Genomic DNA, 25,497 nt, shown 5'->3' with positions numbered 1-25,497 from the left:
TCGTCGTGGACCTCAACGACCTCCTGCCCTACCTCGTCGGTGCGCCCGTGCTGGTCGCGGGCGCGGCCGCGGCGCTGCTCGTGCGCCGGCGCCGGCGCCCCGACAGCACGTCCGACCTCCGTCCGGACGCCGGGACCGGCTCCGCGCGCACCGCGACGGATGTCGCCGACCGGCCCGTCGTGCCGACGCCCGTGCTCCCGCCCGACGTCGCGGTCGACGGCACCGGCGGCGCCCTCGAGGGCACGGTCTCCGACGACCTGTCCGTCGACGACCTGGCCGCGCCGCCGCTCGAGACGCCGGCGCCGAGCGCGGGCCGCCTGCGCCGGCTGCGCGAGCGCCTCGCGCGGTCCGGCTCCCCGCTGGGTGCGCGGCTGCTGTCGGTCCTCTCGCGCGACACGCTGACCGAGGACGACTGGGACGAGCTCGAGGAGACCCTCCTGCTCGCCGACGTCGGTGCCGGGCCCACCGACGAGATCATCCAGGCGCTGCGCACCCGGGTGCGGGTCGAGGGCCTCTCGGCGCCCGGCCAGGCGCGCGAGGTGCTGCGCGAGCAGCTGCTGGCGCTCGTCGACCCGTCCCTCGACCGGTCGCTGCGCACGGAGCCGGTCACGGCGGCCGACGGCACGCCCGCCCCGGCCGTCGTCCTCGTGGTCGGCGTCAACGGCACCGGCAAGACGACGACGGTCGGCAAGCTCGCGCGCGTCCTCGTGGCGGACGGCCGGTCCGTCGTGCTCGGCGCGGCGGACACGTTCCGCGCCGCCGCGGCCGACCAGCTCCAGACGTGGGGGTCGCGCGTCGGCGTGCCGACCGTGCGTTCGGACCGGGACGGCGCCGACCCGGCGTCCGTCGCGTTCGACGCGCTGCGCACCGGCCGCGCCGAGGGTGCCGACGTCGTCCTCGTGGACACCGCGGGCCGGCTGCAGAACAAGGCCGGGCTCATGGACGAGCTCGGCAAGATCACGCGCGTGCTGAGCCGCGACGCGCCCCTGTCCGAGGTGCTGCTCGTGCTGGACGCGACCACGGGGCAGAACGGGATGCAGCAGGCGCGCGTGTTCGGCGAGGTCGCGGGCGTCACGGGCATCGTCCTGACGAAGCTCGACGGCACCGCCAAGGGCGGCATCGTCGTGGCGGTGCAGCGCGAGCTCGGGGTGCCGGTCAAGCTCGTGGGGCTCGGCGAGGGCCCGGACGACCTCGCGCCGTTCGACCCGGAGGCGTTCGTGGACGGCCTGCTCGGGCAGTGACACGGGCGGTGGTGCGGGCGGTGACGCCGGCGCCGGCCGCCCGGTGACGCGCGCCGGTGCGGGTCCCCACGGGACCCGCGCCGCGCCGCGTCCGGTGCCGCCGGGCGGACCGATCGTCCCGAGTGCTGGACGATCGCCCGGGTCGAAACACGATGTTCACACAGGGGCGGTGCTTGTCACCTCGCGGTAACGCGCCGCGTGCGCGTGTGAAACGCCCCTCCGCGACGGTTGTCGCCGACCAGCCACGCCCGGTGGCGAGCGGAGAGGCGACCTTCCATGGAATTCGAGCTGGACAGTGGCAACACCGCGTTCATCATCATCGCCGCATCACTGGTGTTCCTGATGACGCCCGCACTGGCGTTCTTCTACGGCGGCATGGTCCGCGGCAAGAGCGTGCTGAACATGATGATGATGAGCTTCGGGGCCCTGGGCCTCGTCTCGCTCATCTGGGTGCTCTACGGCTACTCGACGGCCTTCGGCACCGACGTCGGCGGCTTCATCGGCAACCCCGCCGACTTCCTCGGCCTCCAGGGCGCGACGGACGACCAGAGCCTCATGGCGGCGACCGGGGTGCCGTTCCTCGTCGCCGCGGGCTACCAGCTGACGTTCGCGGTCATCACGGTCGCGCTCGTCTCGGGTGCCGTGGCCGACCGCATCAAGTTCGGCGCGTGGCTCGTGTTCGCCGGCCTGTGGGTGACGTTCGCGTACCTGCCCCTGGCGCACATGGTGTGGGGCGGCGGCCTCCTCGGCGGCGGCTGGTTCCTCGCCGACGCGCTGCCCCTGCCGATCGACTTCGCCGGCGGCACCGTGGTGCACATCAACGCCGGCATCGCCGGCCTGGTGCTCGCGATCGTGCTCGGCAAGCGCAAGGGCTTCGGCCGTGAGCCGATGCGCCCGCACAACCTGCCCTTCGTGATGCTGGGCGCCGCGCTCCTGTGGTTCGGCTGGTTCGGCTTCAACGCCGGCTCGGAGTTCGCCGCGGACGGCACGGCCGGGCGCGCCTGGGTGAACACGACGGTCGCCGCGGCGGTCGCGCTGCTCGCCTGGATCGGCACGGAGAAGGTCCGCGACGGCCACGCGACGTCGCTCGGCGCCGCGTCCGGCATCGTCGCCGGCCTGGTGGCCGTCACGCCCGCCGCCGCAGCGGTCGACACGTGGGGTGCCATCGCCATCGGCCTGGTCGCCGGCGTGCTGTGCGCGCTGGCCGTGGGCCTGAAGTACCGGTTCGGCTACGACGACTCCCTCGACGTCGTGGGTGTCCACCTGGTCGGCGGTCTCGTCGGCACGATCCTCATCGGCCTCTTCGCGACGGACACCGACGCGACCTGGTACCCCGAGGGCGCGTCCAACGGTCTGCTCTACGGTGGCGGTGCGGGCCAGCTCGGCACGCAGATCATCGTCGCCCTGCTGGCGATGGTGTTCAGCGGCCTCGTGACGCTCGTGATCGCGCTCATCCTCAAGGCGACGATCGGCATGCGTGCCACCGAGGAGCAGGAGGTGTCCGGTCTCGACCTGACGGTCCACGGCGAGACGGCGTACGAGTCGCTGGGCGCGGGTGCCCGCGTCGTGACGGAGGTGAAGTGATGACGAAGCTCGTGACGGCGGTCATCCAGCCGCACCGGCTGGACGATGTGAAGTCCGCCCTCGAGGCGGCAGGGGTCCGCGGCCTGACGGTGAGCGAGGCGAGCGGCTACGGCCGTCAGCGTGGCCACACCGAGGTGTACCGCGGCGCGGAGTACACGGTCGACCTGGTGCCGAAGGTGAAGATCGACGTCCTGGTCGCCGACGGCGACTCGGCGGCGGTGACCGAGGTGATCGTGCGCGCGGCGCAGACCGGCAAGATCGGCGACGGCAAGGTCTGGGTCGTCCCGGTCGAGGACGTGGCCCGCGTCCGCACCGGTGAGCACGGCGACGACGCCCTCTGAGCAGGACGGTCACGCACAGCACATGACGACAGGACGGCCGCCCGCCACCGGGTCGGCCGGGTCGCCGCAGGTCCCGCACCCCCTCGGGGTGCGGGACCTGCGTGCCGCTCGGCTCGAGCTCGCCGCGCGCACCACGGGACCGGGCACGGACGGCGTCGCCCGCCGCCGCGCCGTCGCGGACCTCGTCGTCGGGGCCCTCGGTCGGCTCTGGGACGAGGTCACGGAGGGCCGTGAGGTCCCCGGCGTCGCGCTCGGCGTCGTCGGCAGCGTCGGGCGCGGCGACGCGAGCCCCGTCTCCGACCTCGACCTGCTGCTCGTCCACGAGGGGCGCGGGCACGGCGCCGACGCGCTCGCCGACCTGGCGCAGCGCCTCTGGTACCCGATCTGGGACGCCAACCTCGACCTCGACCACTCGGTGCGCTCGCTCGCGCAGTGCCGCCAGGTCGCGTCGAAGGACCTGCCCGCCGCGGTGGGCCTGCTCGAGCTGCAGCCGGTCGCGGGGGACGGGCTCGTCGTGGCCCGCGCGCGGTCGGCGCTGCTGGCGGACTGGCGCTCCGCGGCCCGCCGCCGCCTGCCCGAGCTGCTCGCGTCCACCCGGCAGCGCGCCGACCGGCACGGCGAGCTCGCGTACCTCATCGAGCCGGACCTCAAGGAGGCGCGCGGCGGCATCCGCGACGCGGTGGTGCTGTCCGCGCTCGCCGCGACGTGGCTCACCGACCGCCCGCACGGCGCGGTGGACCACGCGTACGCGCACCTGCTGGACGTGCGCGACGCCGTGCAGGTCGTCACGCGCCGGCACACCAACCGCCTGCTGCTGGCGGACCAGGACGAGGTCGCGGCGCTCGTCGGCTTCGCCGACCGTGACGACCTGCTCGCGTCGGTCGCCGAGGCCGGCCGGGTCATCTCGTACGCGCTGGACACCACGGCCCGCAACGCGCGCCAGGCCCTGCAGCGGCCCGCGCGCCGACCCGTCCTCGTGCGCGGGCGCCGCACGCCCCCGCGGCTGCGGCAGATCGCCGAGGGGCTGGTCGAGCACGACGGCGAGCTGGTCCTGTCGGTCGACGCGCGCCCCGCCGACGACCCGGTGCTGTCCCTGCGCGCCGCCGCGACCGCCGCCCGCACCGGTCTGGTGCTGTCCCCGGTGACCGTGGCCAGCCTGGAGGCGACGCCGCCCCTGCCGACCCCGTGGCCCCGTGCCGCGCGTCAGCAGCTCGTGCACCTGCTCGGTTCGGGGCCCGCGCAGGTGCCGGTGTGGGAGGCCCTCGACCTGGCCGGCGTCGTGACGACGTGGGTCCCCGAGTGGGCTGGGGTGCGCAACCGGCCGCAGCGCTCGCCGATCCACCGGCACACCGTCGACCGGCACCTCGTCGAGACGGTGGCGCGCGCGGGTCGGGACCGTCGCACGGTCGACGCCCCCGAGACCCTCCTGCTCGCCGCGCTGCTGCACGACATCGGCAAGCGCGCCGGGGCGGGGGACCACTCCGTCGAGGGCGCCCGCCTGGCGGGTCCGGTCGTGCAGCGCATGGGCTTCGGCCCCGAGGTCGCCGCCGACGTGACCCGGCTCGTCCGCGAGCACCTGACGCTCGCGGACCTCGCCACGGGCGCCGACCACGACGACCCGGCGACGCTGGCACGGCTGCTCGACGCGGTCGACCACCGCAGCGACCTCCTGGCGCTGCTGCGGGCGCTCACCGAGGCGGACGCGTCCGCGGCGGGGCCGACGGCCTGGACGACGTGGCGCGCGACGCTCGTCGACGACCTCACCGCCCGAGGGCTGCGCGCCCTGGCAGGTACCCTGGACCGTCCGTAGCCCGTCCGCGTCCAGCAGCGAGGTCCGGTGTTCGCCACCCTCTCCGACCGACTCACGTCGACCTTCAAGAACCTGCGCACGAAGGGCAGGCTCTCCGAGGCCGACATCGACGCGACCATCCGCGAGATCCGCCGCGCGCTGCTCGACGCCGACGTGGCGGTCCCGGTCGTCCGCCAGTTCACCGGTGCCGTGCGGGAGCGCGCGCTCTCGGCCGAGGTGTCGCGCGCCCTCAACCCGGCGCAGCAGGTCGTCAAGGTCGTGAACGAGGAGCTCGTCGCGATCCTCGGCGGCCAGACGCGCACCGTGACGTTCGCGAAGCAGCCGCCCACGGTGATCCTGCTCGCGGGCCTGCAGGGTGCGGGCAAGACGACGCTCGCCGGCAAGCTCGCCCACTGGCTGAAGAGCTCGGGCCACACGCCGATGCTCGTCGCGGCGGACCTCCAGCGCCCCAACGCGGTGACGCAGCTGCAGGTCGTCGGCGAGCGCGCCGGCGTGCCCGTGCACGCGCCGCACCCCGGCAACCAGGGCGCGGACGACGTGCTGCCCGCCGGTGCGGACCCGGTGTCGGTCGCCCGCTCCGGCCTCGAGGCGGCGCGCCAGCGCCAGCACGACGTCCTGATCGTCGACACGGCCGGACGCCTCGGCGTCGACGCCGAGCTCATGTCGCAGGCCGCCGACATCCGGGACGCGGTGGACCCGGACGAGATCCTGTTCGTCGTCGACGCGATGATCGGCCAGGACGCCGTCACGACGGCGCAGGCGTTCCAGGACGGCGTGGGCTTCACGGGTGTCGTGCTGTCCAAGCTCGACGGCGACGCGCGCGGTGGTGCGGCGCTGTCGATCGCCAGCGTGACCGGGCGCCCGATCATGTTCGCCTCCACGGGCGAGAAGCTCACCGACTTCGAGGTCTTCCACCCCGACCGGATGGCGTCGCGCATCCTGGACATGGGTGACGTCCTCACGCTGATCGAGCAGGCCGAGAAGGCGTTCGACGCCGACCAGGCCGAGAAGATGGCCGGCAAGCTCGTCGGCGGCGAGGACTTCACGCTCGAGGACTTCCTCGTGCAGATGCAGCAGCTGCGCAACATGGGCTCGATCAAGAAGATGTTCGGGATGCTGCCCGGCATGGGCCAGATGCGCGAGGCGCTCGAGAACTTCGACGAGCGCGAGGTCGACCGCATCGAGGCGATGATCCGCTCCATGACGCCCGGCGAGCGCCAGAACCCCAAGATCATCAACGGCTCGCGCCGCGCCCGCATCGCCCGCGGCTCCGGCACCACCCCGAGCGAGATCAACCAGCTGCTCGAGCGGTTCGACGGCGCGAAGAAGATGATGCGCCAGATGGCCAAGGGCGGCGGCGTGCCCGGGATGCCCGGCGGCATGCCGGGCATGGGCAACCTGCCGGGCATGGGTGGCAAGAAGTCGCGCGGGAAGCAGGCGCCGGCCAAGCGCGCCAAGGGCGCCCGGTCGGGCAACCCCGCCAAGCGGGCCGAGCAGGAGCGCGCCGCCGCGGCGCGCGCCGCCGCGCAGCCCGGCGGTCCGGCGGGGTCGGCGTTCGGGCTCGGCGGCGCCGCGCCCGCCGAGCCGGAGCCGACGGACCTGCAGCTGCCGGCCGGCCTCGACAAGCTCTTCGGCGGCCGCTGAGCCCCGCCGTGGCCGTCACCCACCTGCGCGGCACGGTCGTGCTCGGCGACGAGCACGAGGTCGGCGAGGCGTGGGTCGTCGGCGACCGGCTCACGCTCGAGCGGCCGGCCGGTGTGCCCGACGCCGTGCTCGACGGCTGGGTGCTGCCCGGGCTCGTCGACGTGCACTGCCACGTCGGGCTCGCGTCCGACGGGCCGGTGGACGACGCCACGGCGGAGGCGCAGGCGGTCGCCGACCGCGACGCGGGCGTCCTGCTGATCCGGGACGCAGGCTCGCCGGCGGACACCGCGTGGGTGCACGAGCGCGCCGACCTGCCGCGGCTGCTGCGTGCGGGCCGCCACCTGGCGCGGCCCAAGCGGTACCTGCGGCGGTACGGCCGCGAGCTGGCGACCGTCGAGGAGCTGCCGGCCGCGGTCCGCGAGGAGGCCGCGCGTGGTGACGGCTGGGTCAAGCTCGTCGCCGACTGGATCGACCGCGACCTCGGGCCCGACGGCGACCTGCGCCCGCTGTGGCCCGACGACGTGCTGGCCGACGCCGTCGCCGCCGCGCACGCGGCGGGGGCCCGGGTCACCGCGCACACGTTCGCGACCGAGTCGCTCGACGCCCTCCTCGACGCCGGCGTCGACTGCCTCGAGCACGCCACGGGCGCCACCGCGCAGCAGGTGGAGCGGATCGCCGCCGCGGGGGTGCCGGTCACGGCGACCCTCCTGCAGGTCGCCCAGTTCGAGGCGATCGCGGCGCAGGGGGAGGCGCGCTACCCGCGCTTCGCCGCGCGCATGCGGCGCATGCACGCGCGCCGGCACGCGCACGTGCGGGACCTGCACGACGCCGGCGTGCGCGTCCTCGTCGGCACGGACGCCGGCGGCACGATCGGCCACGGGCGCATCGCCGACGAGGCGGCCGAGATGGTGGCCGCGGGAATCCCCGCGCGTGACGTCGTCGCGGCGGCGAGCTGGCGCACGCGCGCGTGGCTGGGCGCGGACGGGATCGCGGAGGGCGCGAGCGCCGACGTCGTGGTCTACGCCGCGGACCCGCGGCGCGACGTGCGCGTGCTCGCCGAGCCGGCCGCGGTGGTGCTGCGCGGCGTCCGCGTCCGGTAGCGACGGCCGGCGTCGAGCGCCGTCACAGGTGGCGCGGGAGCGGTGCGAGGCACGTGCGCGCGGAGCCCCGGGGATCTGGCACAATGGTCGGCTGTACTCGGCGCGCACAGCCCCTCTACCTGTGCCCGTTGCGTCCTTCGGCCGGACCGGCGCGCTCTCCCCACGAGCAGCGAGGGTCGGGCCACCCCAGCAGACATCAGGAGACACCACCTCGTGGCAACGAAGATCCGCCTCAAGCGCATGGGCAAGATCCGTGCGCCGTACTACCGCGTCGTCGTCGCCGACTCGCGCACCAAGCGCGACGGCCGCGTGATCGAGGAGATCGGCAAGTACCACCCGACCGAGGAGCCGTCGCTCATCGACATCAGCTCCGAGCGGGCGCAGTACTGGCTCGGCGTCGGCGCGCAGCCGTCGGAGCAGGTGCTCGTGCTCCTCAAGATCACCGGTGACTGGCAGAAGTTCAAGGGCCTGCCGGGTGCCGAGGGCACGCTGCGGACGAAGGCCCCCAAGGCCGACGCCCAGGCTGCCGTGGACGCCGCCGCGCTCGACGCCGAGAAGGTCAAGGCGTCGGCGTCGGAGAAGAAGGCGACCGTCGTCGAGGCGCCGGCCGAGGCGTCCGCCGAGGCCGAGCAGGCCTGATGCTCGCCGACGCGCTCGAGCACCTGGTGCGGGGCATCGTCGACCACCCGGACGACGTGCGCGTGCGCACGTCGCCGCTGCGCCGCGGGGAGACGCTCGAGGTGCGTGTGCACCCCGAGGACCTCGGGCGCGTCATCGGTCGCGGCGGCCGGACGGCTCGTGCCCTGCGCACGGTCGTCGGCGCGCTGTCCACCGAGGGCCCGGTCCGCGTCGACGTGGTCGACGTCGACCGGCGCTGAGAGCCACACCCACGGCCCGGTCCCTCCTGCGAGGGGCCGGGCCGTCGGCGTCACCGGGCACGTGCGCCCGGTGCCGGACGAGCCCCGCCAGGTCGGACGACCGGCGGGGGAAGGAGAGCAGGATGCAGCTGACGGTGGCCCGGATCGGCCGGCCGCACGGACTGCGCGGCGAGGTCGCGCTCGACGTGCGCACCGACGCGCCCGAGCGGCGCCTGACGGTGGGCGCCCGGCTGGACACCGAGCCGCCCGCGGCGGGGCCGCTCACGCTGGCCCAGGTCCGCCGCGCGCAGGAGCGCTGGTACGTGACATTCGCGGAGGCGTCGGACCGCACCGCGGTCGAGGCGCTGCGCGGGATCGAGCTCGTCGTCGAGGTCGACGCCGCCGAGGCGGACGACGACGGCTGGTACGAGCACGAGCTCGTCGGCCTGCGCGCCGAGCACGTCACCGACGGCCGCGTGCTCGGGGAGGTGGTCGGTCTCGAGCACCTGCCCGCGCAGGACCTCCTCGTGGTCCGCGAGCCCGACGGGACGCGCACGCTCGTGCCGTTCGTCGAGGCGATCGTGCCCGTCGTGGACGTGCCGGGCGGGCGGGTCGTGCTCGACCCGCCGGGCGGCCTGCTCGCCGCCGACGCCGCCCGGCTCGTCGTGGACCTCCCCGCGCCCGGCGAGCGCCCGGACGACGAGGGCTGACCCGTGCGCGTCGACGTCGTCTCGATCTTCCCGGAGTACCTCGCCGCCCTCGACCTGTCGCTCGTCGGGAAGGCGCGCACGGCGGGCCTGCTGGACCTGCGGGTGCACGACCTGCGCGCGTGGACGGACGACCGCCACCGCACGGTCGACGACACGCCGTTCGGGGGCGGTGCCGGCATGGTGATGCGCCCCGACGTGTGGGGTCGCGCGCTCGACGACGTGCTCGACGACGGCGCGCACCTCGTCGTCCCCTCACCGGCGGGGGAGGTGTTCACGCAGCGGACCGCCGAGCGGCTCGCGGGCGAGGAGCACCTGGTCGTGGCGTGCGGACGCTACGAGGGCATCGACGCGCGCGTCGCCGAGCACTACGCCGGCCGGGTCCGGGTGACCGAGCTGTCGCTCGGCGACTACGTGCTCAACGGTGGCGAGGTCGCGGCGCTGGTCGTCGTGGAGGCCGTCGCGCGGCTGCTGCCGGGGGTCGTGGGCAACCCGGCGTCGCTCGTCGAGGAGTCGCACGGGGCGGCGGGGCTGCTCGAGTACCCGGTGTACACCAAGCCCGCCGAGTGGGCCGGCCACGCCGTGCCGGACGTGCTGCTGTCGGGGCACCACGCACGCATCGAGCGCTGGCGGCGTGACCGCGCCCTCGAGCGGACCGCGGAGCGCCGGCCGGACCTCGTCGCGGCCCTCGACCCGGCGGCGCTCGACCGGCACGACGTCGCGCTCCTCGCGGACCTCGGCTGGGTGGTGGACGGCGGACGCCTCGTCCGTGCGGCCGGCGACGCCTGATCCCAGCCGCGACGCGATCCGACCGGGGCCGCGCCTCCCGTCGGCGCGGTACGTGCACGAGGTGCTGATTCGGCCGGTGGCCTCGGCTGTGGCAGACTGGTCGGTCGGTGCGCGTCGGCCGCCTCTCTGCCGCAGGGGAGAGCGCCCACGACGCACGGACCCGGCCCCGGCCGCGGTCCGCCACCCGATCCGAGCCCCCACGGGTGCGTGCCCTGCCCCGGCAGCGCGTGCGCCCGTCGATCACGCTCCTGACCTGCGGCAGGGCGGGGAAGTGATACGTCATGCAGACGCTCGACGCGATCGACGCAGCATCGCTGCGCACCGACGTCCCGGATTTCCGTCCCGGCGACACCCTGAAGGTCAACGTGAAGGTCGTCGAGGGCAACCGCTCCCGCGTCCAGGCGTTCCAGGGCGTGGTCATCGCCCGCCAGGGTGCCGGCGTGCGGGAGACCTTCACGGTCCGCAAGGTCAGCTTCGGCGTCGGCGTGGAGCGCACGTTCCCCGTCCACTCGCCGTCGCTCGACTCGGTGGAGGTCGTCACCCGTGGTGACGTCCGCCGCGCGAAGCTGTACTACCTGCGCGCGCTGCGCGGCAAGAAGGCGAAGATCAAGGAGAAGCGCCAGCAGGTTCCGGCCGGCAAGCGCTGAGCACCACGCCTTCCACGCACGTCCCGACGGGCGGTCACCGCAGCTGCGGTGGCCGCCCGTCGGCGTGCCGGGGCCGGGTGGGCGCAGCGGGCGCGTGCCCCGCCGCGGGCGTGCGCGTGGGAGAGTGTGTCGGTGAGCGAGCGACGCGCCGAGGAGCTGGGGCCGGTGCCGGGCCCGGGGCAGGGCGCCGACGCCCACGCCGGGGACGGGCGGCCCCTGTGGGCCCCCACGCGCATGGGGGCCGGCGACGACGGCGCCCCCCGGGGTGCGCGTGAGCAGGACGCCCCGCGCGAGCGGCGGCGCGGTCGTCACGACCGCGACACCGACCGCCGCGGCCGGTCGACCGCGTGGTCGTGGGTCCGCGAGACGGCGATCATCCTCGTCAGCGCGCTCGTGCTCTCGCTCGTCGTCAAGACGTTCCTCGTGCAGGCGTTCTTCATCCCGTCGCAGTCGATGCACGAGACGCTCGTCGAGAACGACCGCATCCTCGTCAGCAAGCTGACCCCCGGCCCGCGCGACCTGCAGCGCGGGGACATCGTCGTGTTCAAGGACCCCGGCGGCTGGCTGCAGCCCGTCGTCCAGCCGGAGCGCGGCCCCGTCGGCGAGGCGCTCAACGACGGGCTGACGTGGATCGGGCTGCTGCCGCAGGACGCGGGGGAGCACCTCGTCAAGCGCGTCATCGGGCTGCCCGGCGACCGGGTCGCGTGCACGGGGCCCGGCGAGCCGGTCACCGTGAACGGCGTCCCGATCGACGAGCCGTACCTCGCCGCAGGCTCGCAGCCGAGCGAGAAGGCGTTCGACGTCGTGGTGCCGGAGGGCTCGGTGTGGGTGATGGGCGACAACCGCCAGCACTCGGCCGACTCGCGCTACAACCAGGGCCGCCCCGGCGGCGGCTCCGTGCCGGTCGACAACATCGTGGGGGTCGCGTTCGTCACCGTGTGGCCCGTCGACCGCGTGACCGTGCTGCGCAACCCGTCCGACACGTTCGCCGGCGTGCCCGACCCGTCCTGACCGCCCCGACCCGAGGTCCCGCTGCCGCATGACCGTCGCCGACACGACCAGCACCGCCGTCCCCGACGTCGCGTCCGCCGGCACCGCGCCGGCTCCCGCCCTGCGTCCCACCGCGCGCGCGGGCCGCACGTCGGCGCGGCCCGCCCCGCACCTGCGGCACGAGCGTGCGCTGCTGCGGGACGGGCACACGTTCGTCGCCGGCATGGACGAGGTGGGCCGCGGCTCGCTCGCCGGACCGGTGTCGGTCGGCGTCGTCGTCGTGGACGCCGGCACGCGGTCCGCCCCGCGCGGGGTCGCCGACTCCAAGCTGCTGACGCCGGCGGCCCGCCGTCAGCTCCTCCCCGCCCTCGGGCGCTGGGGCGTGGCGCGCGCGGTCGGGCACGCGAGCCCCCAGGAGATCGACGAACGCGGCATCATCGCGGCCCTCCGCCTCGCCGGGACCCGCGCGCTGGCGGCGGTCGTGACGGTCGTCGAGCGCGTGGACGTCGTGGTCCTGGACGGCTCCCACGACTGGCTCACGCCCCCGTCCCCCGACCTCTTCGGCACGCAGGACGAGCTCTTCGGGGACCTGCACACCGTCGCCGTGCCGCGGGTGCACAAGCGGGTGAAGGCGGACCGCACGTGCGCGAGCGTCGCCGCCGCGAGCGTGCTGGCGAAGTGCGAGCGCGACGAGCTCATGGTCCGGCACGCCGAGGACCACCCGCAGTACCGCTGGGACGAGAACAAGGGGTACGCGGCCCCCGAGCACCTCGCCGCGCTGCGGCTGCACGGGCCCAGCCCCCTGCACCGCCGGTCGTGGCGGCTCCCGGAGACGGTCGCGCCGCCGCCCGCCACGAGCGGTCCGGGCTGGCGGATCGACGGCCTGCTCGCGGACGACCTGCTGCTGCCCTGACGCCGGCCTCGGGCTGTCACCAGGCCCGCGGCAGTGCCGCCGGGTGCGATGGGGGATGATGGACGCGTGAGCGCCGAGGACCTGGAGAACTACGAGACCGACATGGAGCTCGCGCTGTACCGCGAGTACCGCGACGTCGTCGGGCTCTTCTCGTACGTGGTGGAGACGGAGCGCCGGTTCTACCTCGCGAACCACGTCGACCTGCAGGTGCGGTCGGCGGCGGGCGAGGTGTACTTCGAGCTCTCGCTCGTCGACGCGTGGGTGTGGGACGTCTACCGGTCCGCGCGGTTCGTGAAGTCGGTGCGCGTGGTGACGTTCAAGGACGTCAACGTCGAGGAGCTGGCCAAGGCCGAGCTCGACCTGGGCTCGGGAGCCGCCTTCCCGCGCTGATGCGGGCCCTGCGCGATCCCGCGAGCCGCCCACAGCCCCGGCCCCAGACGCCGGGCGCACCGGTCCCGGCCGGCGCCCGTCCGCCGTGGCGCGCCACCCGTCAGGGTCGGCGCCGGAGGTGGTCGACGTGCGTGCGACGGACGCGGTGGGACGGTACGGGGAGGACGTGGCGGCGCGCTTCGTCACGGCGGCGGGCTGGACGGTGCTCGACCGCAACTGGCGGTGCGCCGAGGGGGAGCTCGACATCGTGGCGCTCGACGGCGACGAGCTGGTCGCCGTCGAGGTGAAGACGCGGCGGTCGGTCGCCTACGGGCACCCCGCGGAGGCGGTGACGGCGCGCAAGCTCGCACGCCTGCGGCGCCTCACCGCAGCCTGGCTGAGCGCGCACGACGTGGCGGCGCGATCGGTGCGCGTCGACGTCGTGGCGGTCACCCTGCAGGCCCGGGGGCGCCCCACGGTCGAGCACCTGGCGGGGGTGGTCTGAGTGCTCGGGCGCACGTGCGCCGTCGCGCTGGTCGGCCTGCACGGCCACGTGGTCGAGGTGGAGGCCCACCTGGCCACGTCGCTGCCCGCGTTCAGCCTCGTCGGCCTGCCCGACGCGTCACTCGCGGAGTCGCGGGACCGCGTCCGGGCCGCCGTCACGTCGTCCGGGCTGGCGTGGCCGAACCGCCGCATCACCGTGAACCTCTCGCCCGCGACGCTGCCCAAGACGGGCTCCGGGTTCGACCTGGCCGTGGCGGTGGCGACCCTGGCGGGCGCCGGCGTGGTGGACGCGACGTCCGTGGCTGCGTGGGTGCACGTCGGTGAGCTGGGGCTGGACGGGCGCGTGCGGCCGGTGCGCGGCGTGCTGCCCGCCGTGGCGGCCGCGGTCGCCGCCGGGCGGCCACGCGTGGTCGTGCCGGCGGGCAACGCGGCCGAGGCGCGGCTCGTCCCGGGTGCCGAGGTCCTGGCGGCCGAGCACCTCGCGCAGGTGGCGGCCCGGCACGGGGCCGACGTGGTGGTGCCCGAGGTGGAGCCCGTGCCCGACGTCCCGCCCCGGCGGGGTGCCGTCGAGGTGCTCGACCTCGCCGACGTGCGCGGGCAGGAGGACGCCCGCCTCGGCGTCGAGGTCGCCGCGGCGGGCGGGCACCACCTGCTTCTCGTCGGGCCGCCCGGCACGGGCAAGACGATGCTGGCGGCCCGCCTGCCGGGTCTGCTGCCCGACCTCGGCGAGGCGGACGCCGTGGAGGTGACGGCCGTGCACTCCGTGGCCGGCACGTTCGACCCGGCGCACGGCCTCCTGCGCCGGCCGCCGTTCGAGGACCCGCACCACACCGCGACCGCGGCGAGTGTGGTGGGCGGCGGGTCGGGGCTGCCTCGACCCGGGGCCGCCTCGCGTGCGCACCGCGGCGTCCTGTTCCTCGACGAGGCGCCCGAGTTCACGACCGGGGTCCTGCAGACGCTGCGCCAGCCGCTCGAGCACGGCGAGCTCGTGCTGCACCGCGCCGGGGGGACCGCGCGGTACCCGGCCCGGTTCCAGCTCGTCCTCGCGGCCAACCCGTGCCCGTGCGGGCGCGCCGTGGGCAAGGGGCTCGACTGCACGTGCCGCCCCGAGCAGCGCCGCCGGTACTTCGGCAAGCTGTCGGGTCCGCTCCTCGACCGGGTCGACCTCCAGCTGGAGGTCCCGCCCTCACGCTCGGCCGACGCGCCGGGGGAGGGGAGCGCGGCCGTGGCGGCGCGCGTGCGGGACGCGCGCGAGACCCAGCGGGAGCGCTGGCGCGCGGGTGGCTGGCGCACGAACGGCGAGGTGCCCGCCCGTGCGCTGCACGCGGCGCTCGGCGCCGACGCCCGCCTGCTGGCGGACCTGCACCGGGCGGTCGACCGCGGGACGCTGACCCTGCGTGGCGCCGACCGGGTCCTGCGCGTCGCGTGGACGCTCGCGGACCTGGACGGACGGGCGGCCCCGGCGCGCCCGGACGTCGCGCGCGCACTGGCCCTGCGCACGCGGGGGCACGGGGCGTGAGCACCGCGGAGGCCGACCGCCGCGCCCGGGCGACGTGGAGTGCGCTCGTCGAGCCGGGGGACGAGGTCGCGGGGGCGCTGGTCCAGGCGTGCGGCGCCCACGACGCCCTCGCGTGGGTGGACGCCGCCGTGACGGGACGCCCGGACTGGGCTGCGCTGGGTGCGCACGCCGGCACCGGCGGCGAGGTCGTCCGCCGACGGGTGAGCACCGCGTTGCGGCGATGGGCCGTCCGGCGGCCGCACGTCGACGCCGACCGCGACGCCGATGCGGCGGCGCACGTCGGCGCACGGGTCGTGGTGCCCGGTGACCCGCAGTGGCCCACGGGGCTGGACGACCTGGGCACGGCGGCCCCGTTCGCGCTGTGGGTGCGCGGCGACGGCCTGCACCGCCGTCGGTCGGTCGCGCTCGTGGGGGCGCGCGCCTGCACGGGGTACGGCGAACGCGTGGCGGTCGACCTCGCGGTCGACCTGGCGCGCCGCGGGTGGCAGGTCGTCTCCGGGGGTGCGTACGGCATCGACGCGGCCGCACACCGGGGCGCCCTCGTCGCCGAGGGGTCCACGCTCGTCGTCCTCGCCGGTGGGGTCGACCGCGCCTACCCCGTCGGCAACGCGCGACTGCTGGAGGAGGCCGTGCACACGGGCGGCGCGGTCATCAGCGAGGTCCCACCCGGAGCGGCGCCCACCCGCAGCCGGTTCCTGCAGCGCAACCGGCTGATCGCGGCGACGGCACGCGCCACCGTGGTGGTCGAGGCGGCGTGGCGGTCCGGGGCCGCGAGCACGGCGCACCACGCGGCCCGGCTGCTGCGGCCGGTCGGTGCCGTGCCGGGCCCCGTGACGTCCGCGGCGTCCGCCGGCTGCCACCGTCTCCTGCGCGACGGGGTGGCGGTGTGCGTGACCGACGCCGCGGAGGTCGTCGAGCTCGCCGGCGACGTCGGAGCGGACGCCGCGCAGGCCCCGACGCAGGTCGGGGCGCCGGGGGACGGGCTCGCACCGCTCGCGCGTCGCGTGCTCGACGCGGTGCCGCGGCGCGGTGGACGCACCGTCGACGACGTGGCCGTGCGCGGCGGCACGACCCACGCGGAGGCGCGTGACATGCTCGGCCTGCTCGAGCTCGACGGGCTGGTCCGCAGGGTCGGGGGCGGCTGGGTGCTCGAAGCGGATGAGCAGCGACCCGGGTGAAAAAAAGCCGCGTTAGGGGGAATCCGCGCCAGCGAACCGGACATTGTCGGCGAATTCCGTCACTGGGCATTCTTGTAGTTTCCTGTGCGTCTTGTGGCGCACCAGTGGCGCCCGCCACCTTAGGAGCATGTTCATGGCGGAGATCACGGCGGGGGCCCCCGAGCGGGCCCAGCTCGTCGCCGACTTCGCCCTCCACCTGCGCGCCCAGCGCGCGCTCTCCGAGCACACCCTGCGGGCGTACCTCGGGGACCTCGACCACCTCTTCGGGCACGCGGTCCGGTACGGCGCCACGCGCCTCGACCAGATCGACCTCGCGGTCCTGCGGGGCTGGCTCGCCGCGATGGCGGGCGCCGACCGCAGCCGCGCGACCCTCGCGCGGCGGTCCGCGGCGGCGCGCACGTTCTTCCGCTGGGCCGTGCACACCAGCCGGCTGGCGACCGACCCGACGCTGCGGCTCGCCTCGGCGCGCGCCGGCGCACCGCTGCCCACGGTGCTGGCCGTCGAGCCCGTCACGCGGCTGCTCGACGCGGCGCGGGAGCGCGCCCGCGACGACGACCCCGTGCACGTGCGCGACTGGGCCGCGGTGGAGCTGCTGTACGGCACGGGCGCGCGGGTGGGGGAGCTGTGCGGCGCCGACGTGCCCGACGTCGACCTCGCCACGCGGACGCTGCGCGTCGTGGGCAAGGGCGGCAAGGACCGCGTCGTCCCGTTCGGCGTGCCGGCCGCCCGTGCGGTCGCCGCGTGGCTGGACGTGGCACGGCCGCGCCTCGTGCGGGACGGCACGCCGCCCGCGCTCCTGCTCGGCCGGCGCGGAGGCCGTGTCGACCAGCGCCAGCTGCGCACCGTCGTCCACGACCTCGCCGCCGCGGTCGGCGTCGAGGACATCGCCCCGCACGCGCTGCGGCACACGGCCGCGACGCACCTGCTCGAGGGCGGGTCGGACCTGCGGTCCGTGCAGGAGATCCTCGGCCACTCGAGCCTCGCGACGACGCAGCGCTACACCCACGTCTCCGCCGAGCGGCTGCGCTCGGCCTACCGCCTCGCCCATCCACGGGCGTGAGCACCACCACCGCGTCGCCCGCGAGACCCGCCCCGCGACCCGCCACCGCCCGCCCCACCACGCCCGCGCACGCAGGCACCACCACAGAGACGGAGCCGACGATGACGGCACTGCAGGACGCCACCGTCGGGACCCCGGCCCCCGCCCCCCTCCGTGCCTACCGTCCGGGCACCGCACCCGCCGGCCTGGTGCCGCAGCAGCGCACGGTCCAGGGCGGCGTCCCCGCCCGGGCCGGCTCCGCACCGGCGGCGACCGCGGACGAGGTCGCGGCCCTGTGGGAGCGCTTCACCGTCGAGCGGTGCCCCCGCACGCGGGAGCGCCTGATCATGCTCTACGTGCCCCTGGTCACCGCCGTCGCGGGCCGCCTCGGGATGCGCCTGCCGTCGACCGTCGAGCACGCCGACCTCGTCTCCTACGGCATGTTCGGCCTCATCGACGCGATCGAGAAGTACCGCACCGACCGCGCGGTGAAGTTCGAGTCGTACGCCTCGTCCCGCATCCGCGGCGCCATCATCGACGAGCTGCGGGCGATGGACTGGGTCCCGCGCTCCGTCCGCACGAAGGCCCGCGCGGTCGACCGCGCGTACGGCGAGCTCGAGTCCAGCCTGCACCGGGCCCCCACGGAGGCCGAGGTCGCCCAGCGCCTCGAGGTCCCCGTCACCGAGCTGCGCGCCGTGTACACCCAGCTCGCGGCCGTCAACATCGCCGCACTGGACGAGATGCTGTCGGGTTCGGACGACCGCCCCGGCGCCGCCACCCTCGCGGACACGCTGGGCGACCGGCGCACCGAGGACCCCGCCGGCTCGCTCGAGGCGCAGGAGACCAAGTACCTGCTGGCCCGCGCCATCGAGTGCCTGGGCGAGCGCGAGCGGCTCGTCGTCGTCCTCTACTACTACGAGAGCATGACGCTCGCGGAGATCGGCCGGGTCCTGGGCGTCACCGAGTCCCGCATCTCGCAGATCCACACGGCGGCGATGGTCCGGCTGCGCACGCGCCTGCTCGACGCCGAGCGCGCCTGACCCACGGCCCGCGCCGGGTGCGGGACGTGGCGCCACGTCACCGCACCGGCAGCAGCACCACGGGGCCGGCGCCGGCGAGCAGCGACCACGGGTCGACGTAGCGGTCCCCCTCACGGACGCCCCAGTGCACGCACGTACCCGCGCAGTGGCCGCCCTCGCCCACCGTGCCGAGCCGCTCCCCGGCGCGGACCGGGTCGCCCGCCGTCACGTGGGGTACGACGGGCTCGACGCTGCTGCGGCGCCCGTCCGGGTGCAGGACCGTGACGACGCCGCGCCCCGCCACGGGCCCGGTGAACGACACGATGCCGTCCGCGGGTGACACGACGTCCGCACCGGCCGCGGCGAGCAGGTCGACGCCGCGGTGCCCCGCGGCCCACGGCTCCGGCGGCGCCACGAATGCCCGCGCGAGGACCGGTGGGTGCACGGGGGCCCGGTAGGCGGAGGGTGCGGGCGGCGCGCCGACGCCCGCGGCGGACGGCTGCGCCGCCGCGGCCGCCCCTGCCAGCGCGAGGGCGACCGCTGAGACCAGGGCTCCGGCCCGCTCCCGTCCCCGGCGGCGCGGCTCGCGGCGGCGCGGCATGGGCACGGCAGGTGCGGGCGCGGCGGGGGCGGCGGGGGTCGGCGACATGGCGGCAGGCTGCCGCCACGCCGGTCGCCGCAGCACGCGTACGCGGCGACCGGTGGGGGGCCCTGCGGTGCGCCGGGCTGTGGTCGGGCGAGCGTGGCAGGACGGCGCGGGACCGGGGGCGCGGGCCACCGTCGTGCGTGGGCTAGACTTCACCTACGACCGGCCCGTGCCGGTCGAATTCGCGTGCCATGACCCGGTCGCCGACCGGACGTCGTCCTGCACGGTCCGGGCCTCGTGCCCGGTGCGGACGACGGGTGGCACCAGGGGACCGGCCGCCGGCCGGACCACAACCGAGACCGCGGGCCGCAGGCCCGCACGAGCGCGCACGCCTGGCCGGCGTGCGCCGGGAGGACGTCACATGGCCGTCGTCACCATGCGCCAGCTGCTCGAGAGCGGTGTCCACTTCGGGCACCAGACCCGCCGCTGGAACCCCAAGATGAAGCGCTTCATCTTCACCGAGCGCAACGGCATCTACATCGTCGACCTGCAGCAGTCGCTGTCCTACATCGACCGCGCGTACGACTTCGTCAGCCAGACCGTCTCGCACGGTGGCTCGATCCTCTTCGTCGGCACGAAGAAGCAGGCGCAGGAGCCGGTGGCCGAGCAGGCCGCGCGTGTCGGCATGCCCTACGTCAACCAGCGCTGGCTGGGTGGCATGCTCACCAACTTCTCGACGGTCCACAAGCGCCTGCAGCGCCTCAAGGAGCTCGAGCAGGTCGACTTCGACGACGTCGCGGCCTCGGGCCTGACGAAGAAGGAGCTGCTCGTCCTGCGTCGCGAGAAGGACAAGCTCACGAAGACGCTCGGCGGCATCCGTGACATGGCCAGGGTCCCCTCGGCCGTGTGGATCGTCGACACGAACAAGGAGCACCTCGCGGTCGACGAGGCGCGCAAGCTCGGGATCCCCGTCGTCGCGATCCTCGACACGAACTGCGACCCGGACGTCGTCGACTACCCGATCCCGGGCAACGACGACGCGATCCGTGCCGTGCAGCTGCTCACCCGCGTGATCGCCGACGCGGCCGCCGACGGCCTCATGAAGCGCCACTCGGGCGGTGCCGCCGCCACGCAGGGCGCCGACGCCGACGCCGAGCCGCTCGCCGAGTGGGAGCGCGAGCTCCTCGCCGGTGCCGAGGCCGGTCTGCAGGACCCGGCGCTCGCGCCGGAGGCCGTCGACGCCGCGGCCGCGACCGCGGGCGACGCGCAGCAGCCGGTCGGCGGGGCACGCCCCGACGAGTCGGCCGTCGCCCCGGGTCAGGACGCCGCGCCCGCCGTCGAGGCCGCTGCCGCGGCCGAGGCGCGCGAGGAGGCCGCCGTGCAGGACGAGGCTCCGGCGCAGGACGAGGCTCCGGCGCAGGCCGAGGCTCCGGCCGAGGCGCCCGCGCAGGACGAGCAGGCCTGACGCACCGACGCACTCCCGCGGGTGCGGCGCGCCCGACCGCGCCGCACCCGCCCCGGCCCGCGGACCTGCGGGACCGGCAGGAAGACCCCAAGGACGGACGGAACTGATGGCGAACTACTCGCTGGCCGACATCAAGGCGCTCCGCGAGCGGACCGGTGCCGGCATGCTCGACGTGAAGAAGGCGCTCGAGGAGGCCGACGGCGACGTCGACAAGGCGCTCGAGATCATCCGCGTCAAGGGCCTGAAGGGTGTCGGCAAGCGCGAGGGACGCTCCGCCTCCGACGGTCTCGTCGCGGCCGAGGTCTCGCCGACGCCCGACGGCGAGGGCCAGACGGGCGTGCTCGTCGAGGTCAACTCGGAGACGGACTTCGTCGCGAAGAACCAGACGTTCATCTCGCTCGCCCAGCGGGTGCTGGCGACGGCGGTCACCTCGGGTGCCGCGGACGCCGACGCGCTGCTGGCCGCGGACTCCGACGGCACCCCGCTGCAGACGGTCGTCGACGAGACGGCCGCCACGCTCGGTGAGAAGGTCGTGGTCCGCCGCGTCGCACGCCTCGCCGGCGAGCACGTCGAGGTGTACCTGCACAAGGTCAACAAGGACCTCCCGCCCCAGGTCGGCGTCCTCGTCGCCACGGACGCGGCCGGCGCCGGCGTCGCCCGCGACGTCGCGACGCACGTCGCGGCGTACTCGCCGACGTACCTGACGCGCGACGAGGTCCCGACGGACGTCGTCGAGAACGAGCGTCGCATCGCCGAGGAGACCGCCCGCAACGAGGGCAAGCCCGAGGGCGCGCTGTCGAAGATCGTCGAGGGTCGCCTCAACGGGTACTTCAAGGAGACGGTCCTCGTCGACCAGGCCTTCGCGAAGGACCCGAAGAAGACGGTCGGCCAGGTGCTGGCCGAGGTCGGCGGCACCGTCACCGGCTTCGTGCGCTACCGCGTCGGAGCCTGACCACGTCGTGACGGCGGTGGCCCCGGTCCTCACGGACCGGGGCCACAGCCGCACTGGGCGCCCGCGGTCCGCCGGGCGTCCGCGTCCGTCCAGCGGCCCCCTGCGCCCCGGCGCCCCGAACCAGGAGGACCCGTGACCGAGCACCCCACCGACGGCCCGCAGGCCGGCACCGCGCCCGGCACGCTCCACGCGCCGCGCAGCGCCGACCAGGTGGAGGGCCGGCGCGTCCTGCTCAAGCTCTCGGGCGAGAGCTTCGGCGGCGGCTCGGTCGGTCTCGCGGTCCCGGTCGTCCGGCGGATCGCGGGGGAGATCGCGGCGGCCGTGCGCGGGGGCGTCCAGGTGGCGATCGTCGTCGGCGGGGGGAACTTCTTCCGCGGCGCCGAGCTGCAGGTCGGCGGCATGGACCGGGCCCGCGCCGACTACATGGGCATGCTCGGCACGGTCATGAACTGCCTCGCGCTGCAGGACTTCCTCGAGCAGGCGGGCGTGAGCACGCGCGTGCAGACCGCCATCACGATGGGGCAGGTCGCCGAGCCGTACATCCCGCTGCGCGCGATCCGGCACCTCGAGAAGGGCCGCGTCGTGATCTTCGGCGCGGGTGCGGGGCTGCCGTACTTCTCGACGGACACGGTCGCGGTGCAGCGGGCGCTCGAGACGCACTGCCAGGAGGTCCTCATGGGCAAGAACGGCGTCGACGGGGTGTACACGGCCGACCCGCGCCGGGACCCCGACGCCCGCAAGCTCGACCACCTGACGTACACCGACGCGATCGTCGGGGAGCTCGGCGTGATGGACACGTCGGCGCTGAGCCTGTGCCGCGACAACGACGTGCCGATGCGCGTGTTCGGGCTCGAGGAGCACGGCAACGTCACGCGCGCGCTCGAGGGTGAGAAGATCGGCACGCTGGTCACCGCGAGCTGAGCGCACCCCCGCGCCGCAGCAGAACCGCGCCGCACCCGAACCGCACCGCGCCCGCGGCACCCCCGCGGCCGCACCGACATCGACGAAGGAGCACCGGTGATCGACGACACACTCCTCGAGGCCGAGGAGAAGATGGACAAGGCCGTGGAGGTCGCGAAGGAGGACTTCGCGGCGATCCGCACCGGCCGTGCGAACGCCGCGATGTTCGCCAAGGTGTTCGTCGACTACTACGGCTCGCCGACCCCGCTGCAGCAGCTCGCGTCGTTCAACGTCGTCGAGGCGCGCACCATCCTCGTCTCGCCGTTCGACAAGTCGTCGACGACGGCGATCGAGAAGGCGCTGCGCGACTCCGACCTGGGTGTGAACCCGACGAACGACGGCAACGTGATCCGCGTCGTGCTGCCGGCCCTGACGGCCGAGCGTCGCAAGGACTTCGTCAAGCTCGCGAAGTCCAAGGCCGAGGACGCGCGCATCTCGGTGCGCTCGGTGCGCCGGCGCGCCAAGGAGGAGCTCGACCGCATCGCGAAGGACGGCGAGGCGGGCGAGGACGAGGTCGCACGCGCCGAGAAGGAGCTCGAGGCGCTGACGAAGCGCCACGTCGACCTGGTCGACCAGCTGCTCGCGTCCAAGGAGAGCGAGCTGCTCGAGGTCTGATGACACAGCTCGCCGCTCCTCGCACCACCAGCCCCGGACGCGACCTCCCCGCCGCGGTCGCGGTCGGCGTCGTGCTCCTCGGCGCCGTGGCGGCGTCGCTGTTCATCCGCAAGGAGGCGTTCGTCGTCCTCGCGGTGCTGGCCGTGGGCGCCGCGACGTGGGAGCTCGCGCAGGCGCTCACCCGGCGCTCGATCCACCTGCCGCTGCTGCCGCTGCTGGTCGGGGCCGCCGGGATCCTCGTCTCGGCGTACACCGCCGGGCCCGAGGCGCAGTTCGTCGCGTTCCTGCTGACGGTCGGCGGCGCAGTCGTGTGGCGGGTGCTCGACGGCAGCGGCGAGCCGGCGCTGCGCGACGTCACCGCGGCGACGTTCGCCGCGGCGTACCTGCCGTTCCTCGGCGGGTTCGTGATGCTCCTGCTCGCGGAGCCCGACGGGCCCGCGCGCGTGGTCATGTTCATCCTGCTGGCCGTCGCGTGCGACACCGGCGGGTACGTCGTGGGCACCCTGCTCGGCCGGCACCCGATGGCGCCGACCGTCAGCCCGAAGAAGTCGTGGGAGGGCCTGCTCGGCTCGATCGTCCTCGCGAGCGTGGTCGGCGTCGTCGGCGTGCAGATCGCGTTCGAGGGCGATCCGCTCGTCGGCGTGCTGCTGGGGCTGGGCACGGTCGTCAGCGCGACGCTCGGGGACCTCGCCGAGTCCATGCTGAAGCGCGACCTGGAGCTCAAGGACATGGGTCGCCTCCTGCCCGGGCACGGCGGCGTCCTCGACCGGCTCGACTCGCTCGTGCTCACCGCCCCGACGGTCTGGGTCCTCCTGACCGTGCTGCTGCCGGCCGGCTGAGCCGCGCCCACCGGCCCGCGAGGGCCCACCGCAGAACCGGGCCGCCGCTCACCAGGGCGTGCGGCCCACCGGGCCCCGACCGGGCCCGCCCGCCGTCCGCCCCCGTCCGCCACCCGCGGGAGAGGAGCTCGTCGTGAACCCCACACCCGTCCGTCTGGACCTGAGCGCACCCACGCGTGGTGCGCGCGGCAAGCCGCCGCGCCACTTCGTCGACCTGACGCCCGAGGAGCGCGTCGAGGCGGTGCAGGCGCTGGGGGAGAAGCCCTTCCGCGCCAAGCAGCTCGCGACGCACTACTTCACGCACCTCACCGCCGACCCCGCGGCGATGACGGACCTGCCGGCCGCCACGCGCGACGTGCTCGTCGCGGACCTGTTCCCGCCGCTGCTGACGGAGAGCCGCACGCTCACCGCGGACCAGGGCGCGACCGTCAAGACGCTCTACCACCTGTTCGACGGCGCCAAGGTCGAGTCGGTCCTCATGCGGTACACCAACCGCGCGACGCTGTGCGTGTCGAGCCAGGTCGGCTGCGGCCTCGCCTGCTCGTTCTGCGCCACGGGCCAGATGGGGCTGACGCGCAACCTCTCGACGGCGGAGATCGTGGAGCAGGTGCGCCAGGCGGCGCGCGCGCTGGCCGCCGGTGAGATCCCCGGCGGGGCGACACGCCTGACGAACGTCGTGTTCATGGGGATGGGCGAGCCGCTCGCGAACTACAAGGCGGTCATGGGCACGGTCCGCCGGCTCGTGGCGCCGACCCCGGACGGGCTCGGCATGTCCGCGCGCAACGTCACCGTCTCGACGGTGGGTCTCGTGCCCGCGATGGACAAGCTCGCGGGCGAGGGCATCCCCGTGACGCTCGCGCTGTCGTTGCACGCCCCCGACGACGAGCTGCGCAGCGAGCTCGTGCCGGTGAACACCCGGTGGACGGTCGACGAGGCGCTCAACTCCGCACGCCGCTACTTCGACGTGACGGGCCGGCGGGTGTCGATCGAGTACGCCCTCATCCGGGACGTCAACGACCACGCCTGGCGGGCGGACCTGCTGGGGGAGAAGCTCGTCGCCCGCGGCGGCACCGGCTGGGTGCACTGCAACCCGATCCCGCTGAACCCGACGCCGGGTTCGCGCTGGACGGCGAGCGATCCCGAGGTGGAGCGGGAGTTCGTGGCACGCTTGCGCGCGCACGGCATCCCCACGACCATCCGGGACACGCGGGGCAGCGACATCGACGGGGCGTGCGGCCAGCTCGCCGCGGAGGAGGACGAGTGAGCGACGGGATGTTCCGCACCGTCTCCGGACTGCGCCGCGGGTACGACCCCGACGAGGTCGACGGGTTCTTCGCCCACGCGCGCTCCCTGTACGAGCAGGGCCCCGCGACCGCGCTGTCGGGGGCCGAGGTGCGGCACGTCGCGTTCGACATGGTCCGGGGCGGCTATGTCACCGCGGCCGTCGACGCCGCGCTGGACCGCCTCGAGGCGGCGTTCGTGGCCCGGCAGCGCGCCCAGTACGTCGCGGACAAGGGCCAGGACGCGTGGATGTCGCAGCTCGGTGCGCAGGCCCGGACGCTCTACGGACGTCTCGGGCGCCCCGACGGCGACCGCTTCGCCCCGCCGGAGGGCCGTGAGCCCGGGTACGAGCCCGCCGACGTGGACGCGCTGTGCCACCGGCTCATCGCGTACTTCGACACGGGTGCGCCCCTGACGGCCGGTGAGCTGCGCGCGGCGACGTTCCGGCGGCGCAACGGCCGCAACGGCTACGCGGAGGCCCCCGTCGACGCGTTCGTCGCCCGGGCGGTGGAGGTCCTGCTCGGCGTCGAGTGAGGGGCGTGCGCGCG

General features: G+C 75.4%; 27 protein-coding genes. 26 read left to right on the top strand and 1 reads right to left on the bottom strand.

All coding sequences use genetic code 11. From position 1 onward, the window contains the following. The first annotated feature begins 5 nt into the window (after positions 1-5). The 19 genes from ftsY (at position 6) to E5225_RS10760 (ending at position 18,272) form a co-directional block, all read left to right on the top strand. On the top strand, positions 6-1,241 hold the full coding sequence (ftsY, locus tag E5225_RS10850) for a signal recognition particle-docking protein FtsY (RefSeq protein WP_135974131.1): 1,236 nt from the start codon (positions 6-8) through the stop codon (positions 1,239-1,241). A 276-nt stretch (positions 1,242-1,517) separates the two neighbouring features. Further along, positions 1,518-2,825 (top strand): ammonium transporter, encoded by a 1,308-nt coding sequence (locus E5225_RS10845; protein WP_135974132.1) that lies wholly within the window; start codon positions 1,518-1,520, stop codon positions 2,823-2,825. Continuing rightward, entirely contained in the window at positions 2,825-3,166 is a 342-nt protein-coding gene (locus E5225_RS10840) for a P-II family nitrogen regulator (RefSeq protein WP_135974133.1), read from the top strand. Before E5225_RS10845 ends, E5225_RS10840 begins: the two co-directional genes overlap by 1 nt. 22 nt (positions 3,167-3,188) lie before the next feature. Beyond that, on the top strand, positions 3,189-4,976 hold the full coding sequence (locus tag E5225_RS10835) for a [protein-PII] uridylyltransferase (protein ID WP_135974134.1): 1,788 nt from the start codon (positions 3,189-3,191) through the stop codon (positions 4,974-4,976). Between the two features lie 27 nt (positions 4,977-5,003). Beyond that, positions 5,004-6,620: a signal recognition particle protein gene (gene ffh / locus E5225_RS10830; RefSeq protein ID WP_136225420.1), complete on the top strand. Its 1,617-nt coding sequence runs from the start codon at positions 5,004-5,006 to the stop codon at positions 6,618-6,620. Between the two features lie 8 nt (positions 6,621-6,628). Further along, positions 6,629-7,720 carry an amidohydrolase family protein gene (locus E5225_RS10825; protein ID WP_135974364.1) on the top strand — a complete coding sequence of 364 codons (1,092 nt, stop codon included), beginning with the start codon at positions 6,629-6,631 and terminating at the stop codon, positions 7,718-7,720. A gap of 213 nt (positions 7,721-7,933) precedes the next feature. Next, entirely contained in the window at positions 7,934-8,359 is a 426-nt protein-coding gene (gene rpsP / locus E5225_RS10820; RefSeq protein ID WP_135974365.1) for a 30S ribosomal protein S16, read from the top strand. Beyond that, entirely contained in the window at positions 8,359-8,598 is a 240-nt protein-coding gene (locus E5225_RS10815; protein ID WP_135974366.1) for an RNA-binding protein, read from the top strand. Before rpsP ends, E5225_RS10815 begins: the two co-directional genes overlap by 1 nt. Before the next feature lie 122 nt (positions 8,599-8,720). Beyond that, on the top strand, positions 8,721-9,287 hold the full coding sequence (gene rimM / locus E5225_RS10810; RefSeq protein WP_135974368.1) for a ribosome maturation factor RimM: 567 nt from the start codon (positions 8,721-8,723) through the stop codon (positions 9,285-9,287). Between the two features lie 3 nt (positions 9,288-9,290). Next, positions 9,291-10,073 carry a tRNA (guanosine(37)-N1)-methyltransferase TrmD gene (gene trmD / locus E5225_RS10805; RefSeq protein ID WP_135974370.1) on the top strand — a complete coding sequence of 261 codons (783 nt, stop codon included), beginning with the start codon at positions 9,291-9,293 and terminating at the stop codon, positions 10,071-10,073. 281 nt (positions 10,074-10,354) lie between these two features. Continuing rightward, the gene (rplS, locus tag E5225_RS10800; RefSeq protein WP_135974372.1) at positions 10,355-10,720 is read left to right on the top strand and encodes a 50S ribosomal protein L19; all 366 of its coding nucleotides are present in this window, start codon (positions 10,355-10,357) and stop codon (positions 10,718-10,720) included. Between the two features lie 132 nt (positions 10,721-10,852). Then, complete coding sequence (gene lepB, locus E5225_RS10795; protein WP_243738343.1) at positions 10,853-11,731, top strand: signal peptidase I; 879 nt, start codon at positions 10,853-10,855, stop codon at positions 11,729-11,731. A gap of 28 nt (positions 11,732-11,759) precedes the next feature. After that, the gene (locus E5225_RS10790) at positions 11,760-12,623 is read left to right on the top strand and encodes a ribonuclease HII (RefSeq protein WP_135974373.1); all 864 of its coding nucleotides are present in this window, start codon (positions 11,760-11,762) and stop codon (positions 12,621-12,623) included. Between the two features lie 66 nt (positions 12,624-12,689). After that, entirely contained in the window at positions 12,690-13,013 is a 324-nt protein-coding gene (locus E5225_RS10785) for a DUF2469 domain-containing protein (RefSeq protein WP_135974375.1), read from the top strand. A 127-nt stretch (positions 13,014-13,140) separates the two neighbouring features. After that, positions 13,141-13,497 carry a YraN family protein gene (locus E5225_RS10780; RefSeq protein WP_135974377.1) on the top strand — a complete coding sequence of 119 codons (357 nt, stop codon included), beginning with the start codon at positions 13,141-13,143 and terminating at the stop codon, positions 13,495-13,497. Next, positions 13,498-15,015, top strand: a complete 1,518-nt coding sequence (locus tag E5225_RS10775; protein WP_135974379.1) for a YifB family Mg chelatase-like AAA ATPase — start codon at positions 13,498-13,500, stop codon at positions 15,013-15,015. Next, positions 15,012-16,193 (top strand): DNA-processing protein DprA, encoded by a 1,182-nt coding sequence (gene dprA, locus E5225_RS10770; RefSeq protein ID WP_135974381.1) that lies wholly within the window; start codon positions 15,012-15,014, stop codon positions 16,191-16,193. The genes E5225_RS10775 and dprA overlap by 4 nt, the downstream gene beginning before the upstream one ends. A 133-nt stretch (positions 16,194-16,326) precedes the next feature. Then, on the top strand, positions 16,327-17,253 hold the full coding sequence (locus tag E5225_RS10765; RefSeq protein WP_135974383.1) for a tyrosine recombinase XerC: 927 nt from the start codon (positions 16,327-16,329) through the stop codon (positions 17,251-17,253). A gap of 101 nt (positions 17,254-17,354) precedes the next feature. Beyond that, positions 17,355-18,272, top strand: a complete 918-nt coding sequence (locus tag E5225_RS10760) for a FliA/WhiG family RNA polymerase sigma factor (protein WP_135974385.1) — start codon at positions 17,355-17,357, stop codon at positions 18,270-18,272. A gap of 37 nt (positions 18,273-18,309) precedes the next feature. Here E5225_RS10760 and E5225_RS10755 read toward each other — a convergent pair whose 3' ends face one another. Next, complete coding sequence (locus E5225_RS10755) at positions 18,310-18,900, bottom strand: murein hydrolase activator EnvC family protein (RefSeq protein ID WP_243738344.1); 591 nt, start codon at positions 18,898-18,900, stop codon at positions 18,310-18,312. Positions 18,901-19,258: 358 nt separating this feature from the next. On the opposite strand from E5225_RS10755, the gene rpsB reads away from it, so the two are divergent. The 7 genes from rpsB (at position 19,259) to E5225_RS10720 (ending at position 25,483) form a co-directional block, all read left to right on the top strand. After that, positions 19,259-20,302, top strand: coding sequence for a 30S ribosomal protein S2 (rpsB, locus tag E5225_RS10750; protein ID WP_135974387.1), 1,044 nt, complete (start codon positions 19,259-19,261; stop codon positions 20,300-20,302). Between the two features lie 106 nt (positions 20,303-20,408). After that, on the top strand, positions 20,409-21,254 hold the full coding sequence (tsf, locus tag E5225_RS10745) for a translation elongation factor Ts (protein WP_135974389.1): 846 nt from the start codon (positions 20,409-20,411) through the stop codon (positions 21,252-21,254). A 210-nt stretch (positions 21,255-21,464) separates the two neighbouring features. Beyond that, positions 21,465-22,175, top strand: a complete 711-nt coding sequence (pyrH, locus tag E5225_RS10740) for a UMP kinase (RefSeq protein WP_135974405.1) — start codon at positions 21,465-21,467, stop codon at positions 22,173-22,175. A gap of 96 nt (positions 22,176-22,271) precedes the next feature. Then, on the top strand, positions 22,272-22,829 hold the full coding sequence (gene frr, locus E5225_RS10735) for a ribosome recycling factor (RefSeq protein WP_135974391.1): 558 nt from the start codon (positions 22,272-22,274) through the stop codon (positions 22,827-22,829). Then, on the top strand, positions 22,829-23,668 hold the full coding sequence (locus E5225_RS10730; protein ID WP_135974393.1) for a phosphatidate cytidylyltransferase: 840 nt from the start codon (positions 22,829-22,831) through the stop codon (positions 23,666-23,668). The genes frr and E5225_RS10730 overlap by 1 nt, the downstream gene beginning before the upstream one ends. Positions 23,669-23,801: 133 nt before the next feature. Further along, positions 23,802-24,932, top strand: coding sequence for a dual-specificity RNA methyltransferase RlmN (rlmN, locus tag E5225_RS10725; RefSeq protein ID WP_135974395.1), 1,131 nt, complete (start codon positions 23,802-23,804; stop codon positions 24,930-24,932). Then, entirely contained in the window at positions 24,929-25,483 is a 555-nt protein-coding gene (locus E5225_RS10720; protein ID WP_135974397.1) for a DivIVA domain-containing protein, read from the top strand. The genes rlmN and E5225_RS10720 overlap by 4 nt, the downstream gene beginning before the upstream one ends. Positions 25,484-25,497: the final 14 nt, after the last annotated feature.

This window comes from Cellulomonas shaoxiangyii (genome assembly GCF_004798685.1).
Taxonomy (GTDB): Bacteria; Actinomycetota; Actinomycetes; order Actinomycetales; family Cellulomonadaceae; genus Cellulomonas; species Cellulomonas shaoxiangyii.
Note: the sequence above shows the minus strand (reverse complement) of the source record. Positions and strands in the feature narration are given on the sequence as shown.